Source organism: Devosia sp. (assembly GCF_030689745.1).
Lineage (GTDB): Bacteria > Pseudomonadota > Alphaproteobacteria > Rhizobiales > Devosiaceae > Devosia > Devosia alba.
The window spans coordinates 1-4,558 of record NZ_JAUYGL010000023.1 but is presented as its reverse complement, the minus strand read 5'-3'; the positions used below and the strand labels follow the sequence as shown (position 1 = coordinate 4,558).

Sequence of the window (4,558 nt, the reverse complement as noted above, 5' to 3'; positions counted from 1 at the left end):
GCTGTCGGGCGTTGCCCGCCAGCAGTCCGAAAGGTAGAGCGGGTCTTGGAATAAGAGAATGGGTTTGTTGTGAGTGCGGTGCCGCTCACAATCGCGACGTAAACGCCGCTAAAAACATTCTCGCGCTTGGATATGAGCGTCTAGCAGTAGGAATCCTCGCCCTTTAGGGCAGGGAGGATATCAACGGCCAGGAGTTTCGTTCCGACGATCAACAACTCGTTTCAAACTACATCCTGGATGCTGTAGTCGCAAGACGAGAGCCAGGAGACCCCAGCGGGTTCGCCCTTAGAACCCCCTGCCTTTAGGCATGGAGAGGTTTAGTCCACCGATACGAGGTCGCTGACGCGACAAGGGATAGTGATAAAGCCGCCGAGAAAGCTACCAAGAAGTTCGTGCCACCGAGGGAAACCACCACATAAATGATGAAGGCATGCCATATGTAAAAACCGTAGCTGATGTTGGACAAGTAACTAATCGTGGGTTTTGATGCCCATGATGCAATGGGTTGGCTATTCAGGGTAGATAGCAATAACCATCCACACAAGACAGGAACGATGGCGCCGGTGATGAACCCTGTTGTTCCTGATCCCGGGAATACACTCACCAGCAACACGAGTAGCCCAGCAGGGATCGCAACGTGTCGCATCATGGCTGGCAGATGAAATCCTTCGACCAGCGCCTTTGCGCACAATATCCCGACAGCAAAATCAAATATGAATGAAGGGAAGGCGTACCACGCATAGTTTGCCGTGTAGGGATCCATCCACTCTTGCGTAACCACATACACGACTAGCAATTTCCATAACACCGGAATGGACAGCAGGATCGCAACGCCAATATAGTTCACCACCCCAAGGGTGATTCGCACCAGAAGCGGGAGGAGAAGGTAGGCCGCCATCTCGACAGAAAGCGACCAGTAGACCGGGTTGACACCAAATCCCGGAACAGACGATGTCCCCGAGACGAAAAACAGGTGTTGCCATAACTGGATCACCCAATCTTTTCCGGAGGCGGCGCCTGCTACAAAAACGGCGCCAAACACTATAACTAAACTGAAATAATAGGTTGGCGCGATGCGCCAAAACCGTTTCGACATGAATTCGCCGTATCTGGGCGTCTTGAGCCAATGCAAGGTCAGAAGGAACGCCGACAGCACAAAGAATAACCTTACAGCAACATACCCAACCTCGTACAGCCAAAAGAACTCCCCGACAAACCCTTTCCATACAGCCACATCAAAGTAGTTCAAGTGCAGAATGAACACCATGAAGGCCGCCGCCACCCGCAACGCATTGAGCGCAGGAAATTGTGAAGGTAACGCATTGATCCGGTCGATATAAGTTGCGCGCAACTCCGCTGTCGTTTTCATATCCCGTGCGATGCCTTCTGTACATACCCATTATTGATGATTGATTCGACGATCGTGTCGTTCGGCTCCAATATCCTTCTGGCGCGCGTCGCAGAAACGTAGAGCAGGTTCATCTCGACATCCAGATTGGCGAGCTCACTATCGCTTTGAGCCGCCTTTCTGCCATCGTGATACTTGGAGATCGCGTAGAAGTCATTGGCAAGTCTGACCTGGTCGAATTCCAGCCCCTTGGATTTATGCGCTGTCATGAATATGATCTTGGCTTGATTGATATCAACTTCTGACGAGCGAACCTTCTCTACCAACGCAGGAATCTCTTCGCCATACTCCGTCACAACCTTGCTGAGCATCTTGAGCTCCGGATCTTCCGTCTCGGCCGCCACAGTCTCAAGCTTCGAAAAATCCCCGAAACTGCGAATATATGGGTCCTTGATCGCGCCGCCGAATTTCAGGTTATGCGCATCCAGGATCATATTGAAGCGGTAGCTCTTGAACCCCCCCACAAAGCCGATCTTGCGGCCAGCGCGGACCGCATCGATGGATTCCGAGAATATACCGGCATTGGTGCGGCAGATATGCGCGAATGGGCGATCAAGGTCGATGTCATCGATCGCACCATCCTGCCCGGCACCGATGATCGAACCATCCTCGCCCTTCTCGTGCAATATCCTTGAGGCCACATCCGCAATGTCGGCACCAAAGCGAAAAGACCGGGTGAGCACATGGCGTTCGCCAGCAAGCATCGCCATTGCATTGGCGGCCCCTCTAAACAGGTAAATCTGCTGGTGCACATCGCCGACGAATACCTTGTCGCAGGGTTGCATGGAAATAATGCTCGAAAGCACGGGATTGGTATCCTGTGCTTCATCCAGAAGGATGATGTCGTACGGAAGCAAAGGGCGAGAGAGCTGGAAGAGTTTCAAATAGCCGTCGTGTAGCATAGGAACTGAGCTGTCATTCACATCCTTCATCTTCTTCCACAAATCTCTGGCGACCTCGGCAATGGTGGATGAGAACTCTTCGTCAGCCGCGACATCCGCAATATCATCCCTTGCTGAAACCATATATTTCATCAGCAAGTTCAATGCGCCTTGTGCGACCACGTAGTTGTTGCCCAAGTTGAGCGCGGCAAGCACATCCGTCGCTCTCAGGTTACCGGCCAGTTTGTGCGCATACCGGGCGCCAAACTTGGCGTAAGCCAACCCATGAGCCGTCGCGCACTTAACGTGCCTCGGAAAGCGCGCCTGAGCTTCGATCTGATTTGCCTTGTTGAATACGATGTAAAGGATGCGCTTGTTCTGTCTCCGGCTCGCATACATCTCGCAGGTAGTTGTCTTGGAGGTGCCGGCAAAAGCGTTCACCACCAACTGATGCGCGCTGGAATCGCGGATCCCGACTTGTTCCGGTGTTGCCGTAATGACTTTCGATTCACCCATGTGTCGCCACCTCATTTGCGTAGGTAATAATTATACGCTAAGTAACCACCAAAACAAAAGGCTGCGAAAGCAGCCCTCCTTGTGACATACCATAGCCCAATTGATCAGTCTCCAGAGCTATTTGTTGCTGCGCCACCATATTGCTTATTGAATTCTGCAGAGAACAACGGGCCATTCACTTCGTCAATCAATAGAGAATGCGCGGCATTTTCAGCCTTAAGGTCTCCCAGTGCGGACGGGGTTGACTGGCGCTTGACAGACAGCCGGGCGCGAATGCGCTCGCAGGCGCTTGCCTGGTCCGAGAGGATTCCGGCTACCCGCTGGCTGCCCGGTCTTGCAGGGCGCTGGCTGCCCGGTCTTGCAGGGTGCTGGCTGCCCGGCCTGGCAGGGCGATCTCCATCCAGCTTGTTCATCATCGCCCCGGCATCACTTTCAGCCACCGGGCAATCGAAAAATTGTGTATCCATTTGCCACCCCTTAACCCTTCTTCTTTGAAAAATCCAACATGCCTTTAATTTTAATGATAATTTTCATTTAAGCAACTTTTTGGAGAAAAAAGATGTTTTGGCATACCGGATAACCAAGGAATAGCCTGGCTATAGGTATCCCATGGACGCAAAATGGCGATAAATCATCGCATCATGTATCGCCGCAACTTCAGCTTGCGTCAAGAGCGCGATGTCGGTCTCAACCTCACAACCGCGAGAATCCCCTCGCTTTAGCCATGGGGAGGTTTAGACCCATGGTTTCGCAAGGGCTTTTGCAAGGGCTTTTGTTGACTTCCCACTTCCCTACTGCTATAGATGCAGTTATGGAAGAGTCTGCGCATGTTAGAGGCTCTACCCAATAGGTATTAAAAAACAGGCTCAGTTTTAGTGATTGCTGTACAACGACCGGTGGAGGTGAAAAATGGACATCAATGCGAAGAATGAAGATTCAAAACTTCTTGCCAAGCGCAAGTTGATTAAGAAATTTGATCAGCTTCTTGCCGAGACAAGTAGGTTGCGCGCTCATGCGGAAGAAATGGGTAAAACTTTAGAACGGGAACATCGGTTTTCTAAAGCTGCGTAAGGCTATCGACTTCAATCAAACCGCTTAGCATCTAATAGGCTCCTGTGCTCTCATAGGAGCCTTTCCTTTTGCAGCGCCCACATAAGATCTTGCGCTACTCATCCTTAGCAGGATGCGGTGATTCTAGCCAATGAGGTGGCCGGTGTATTCCAAGGCAGCGCGCCTAGTCGCGCACATAAAGTAGAAAAATCAGCGCCCGGCGGGACCCTCCGAGACCGGGTTGCCAGGACCCTCCGAGACCCTCACCCCTTCGGCCCCGCCCCCACCTCATCCGCCCGAGCCGTATCCCTCTCCGCATTGTACGCCGCCAACTCCGCCGCCAACTCCGCATCCGCCTGCTTCTCTGCCTCTTTCCCGGCCTCCTCGGCCGCCGCCCAATCCACATCCGCCTGCTCCACCGCCACCTGCCTCGCCCGCTCGATCGAGGCCCAGGCCGGGATGGATGAAAAGAAACTATTCTCCGCCTTCTTGACCAGCTTCCAGCGCTGCAATTCCCCTTATTTTGGCTGCGGCACTTCCAAAGTATCGGAATCGTCCAAGTTCAATTCAGGATGCTCAACGATACTGTTCATCGTTAGCCGAATCATCAGATCTTTGTTGCCAGGATCACTCTCTGCCACCAATAGTGCCAATGCAGTCATGGCGTCCGGGCTAAACTTCACAGGAATCTCCTGCTCCTGTA

Annotated in this window: 7 protein-coding genes; 2 read left to right on the top strand and 5 right to left on the bottom strand. The window is 52.5% G+C overall.

Going from position 1 to position 4,558, the window contains the following annotated elements:
• Positions 1-11 precede the first annotated feature (11 nt).
• Positions 12-167 carry a zinc ribbon domain-containing protein gene (locus tag Q8O80_RS01980; RefSeq protein ID WP_305576371.1) on the top strand — a complete coding sequence of 52 codons (156 nt, stop codon included), beginning with the start codon at positions 12-14 and terminating at the stop codon, positions 165-167.
• Positions 168-301: 134 nt separating this feature from the next.
• Here the strand turns inward: Q8O80_RS01980 and Q8O80_RS01975 are convergent, their stop codons facing one another.
• From Q8O80_RS01975 to Q8O80_RS01965, 3 genes are all read right to left on the bottom strand, one after another.
• Positions 302-1,369, bottom strand: a complete 1,068-nt coding sequence (locus tag Q8O80_RS01975) for an acyltransferase (RefSeq protein WP_305576369.1) — start codon at positions 1,367-1,369, stop codon at positions 302-304.
• Positions 1,366-2,805 (bottom strand): UvrD-helicase domain-containing protein, encoded by a 1,440-nt coding sequence (locus tag Q8O80_RS01970; RefSeq protein WP_305576367.1) that lies wholly within the window; start codon positions 2,803-2,805, stop codon positions 1,366-1,368. The genes Q8O80_RS01975 and Q8O80_RS01970 overlap by 4 nt, the downstream gene beginning before the upstream one ends.
• A gap of 104 nt (positions 2,806-2,909) precedes the next feature.
• Positions 2,910-3,272, bottom strand: a complete 363-nt coding sequence (locus Q8O80_RS01965; RefSeq protein WP_305576365.1) for a hypothetical protein — start codon at positions 3,270-3,272, stop codon at positions 2,910-2,912.
• Positions 3,273-3,714: 442 nt separating this feature from the next.
• On the opposite strand from Q8O80_RS01965, the gene Q8O80_RS01960 reads away from it, so the two are divergent.
• Entirely contained in the window at positions 3,715-3,876 is a 162-nt protein-coding gene (locus Q8O80_RS01960; RefSeq protein WP_305576363.1) for a hypothetical protein, read from the top strand.
• Between the two features lie 242 nt (positions 3,877-4,118).
• Here Q8O80_RS01960 and Q8O80_RS01955 read toward each other — a convergent pair whose 3' ends face one another.
• Positions 4,119-4,367, bottom strand: a complete 249-nt coding sequence (locus Q8O80_RS01955) for a hypothetical protein (RefSeq protein WP_305576361.1) — start codon at positions 4,365-4,367, stop codon at positions 4,119-4,121.
• Positions 4,368-4,373: 6 nt separating this feature from the next.
• The coding region (locus tag Q8O80_RS01950) for a hypothetical protein (RefSeq protein WP_305576359.1) at positions 4,374-4,558 on the bottom strand (185 nt) is incomplete at its 5' end.

Coding starts and splice junctions, on each gene's coding strand:
- Q8O80_RS01975 (WP_305576369.1), bottom strand. CDS start 1,369: ATGAAAACGACAGCGGAGTTGCGCGCAACTTATATCGACCGGATCAAT.
- Q8O80_RS01970 (WP_305576367.1), bottom strand. CDS start 2,805: ATGGGTGAATCGAAAGTCATTACGGCAACACCGGAACAAGTCGGGATC.
- Q8O80_RS01965 (WP_305576365.1), bottom strand. CDS start 3,272: ATGGATACACAATTTTTCGATTGCCCGGTGGCTGAAAGTGATGCCGGG.
- Q8O80_RS01960 (WP_305576363.1), top strand. CDS start 3,715: ATGGACATCAATGCGAAGAATGAAGATTCAAAACTTCTTGCCAAGCGC.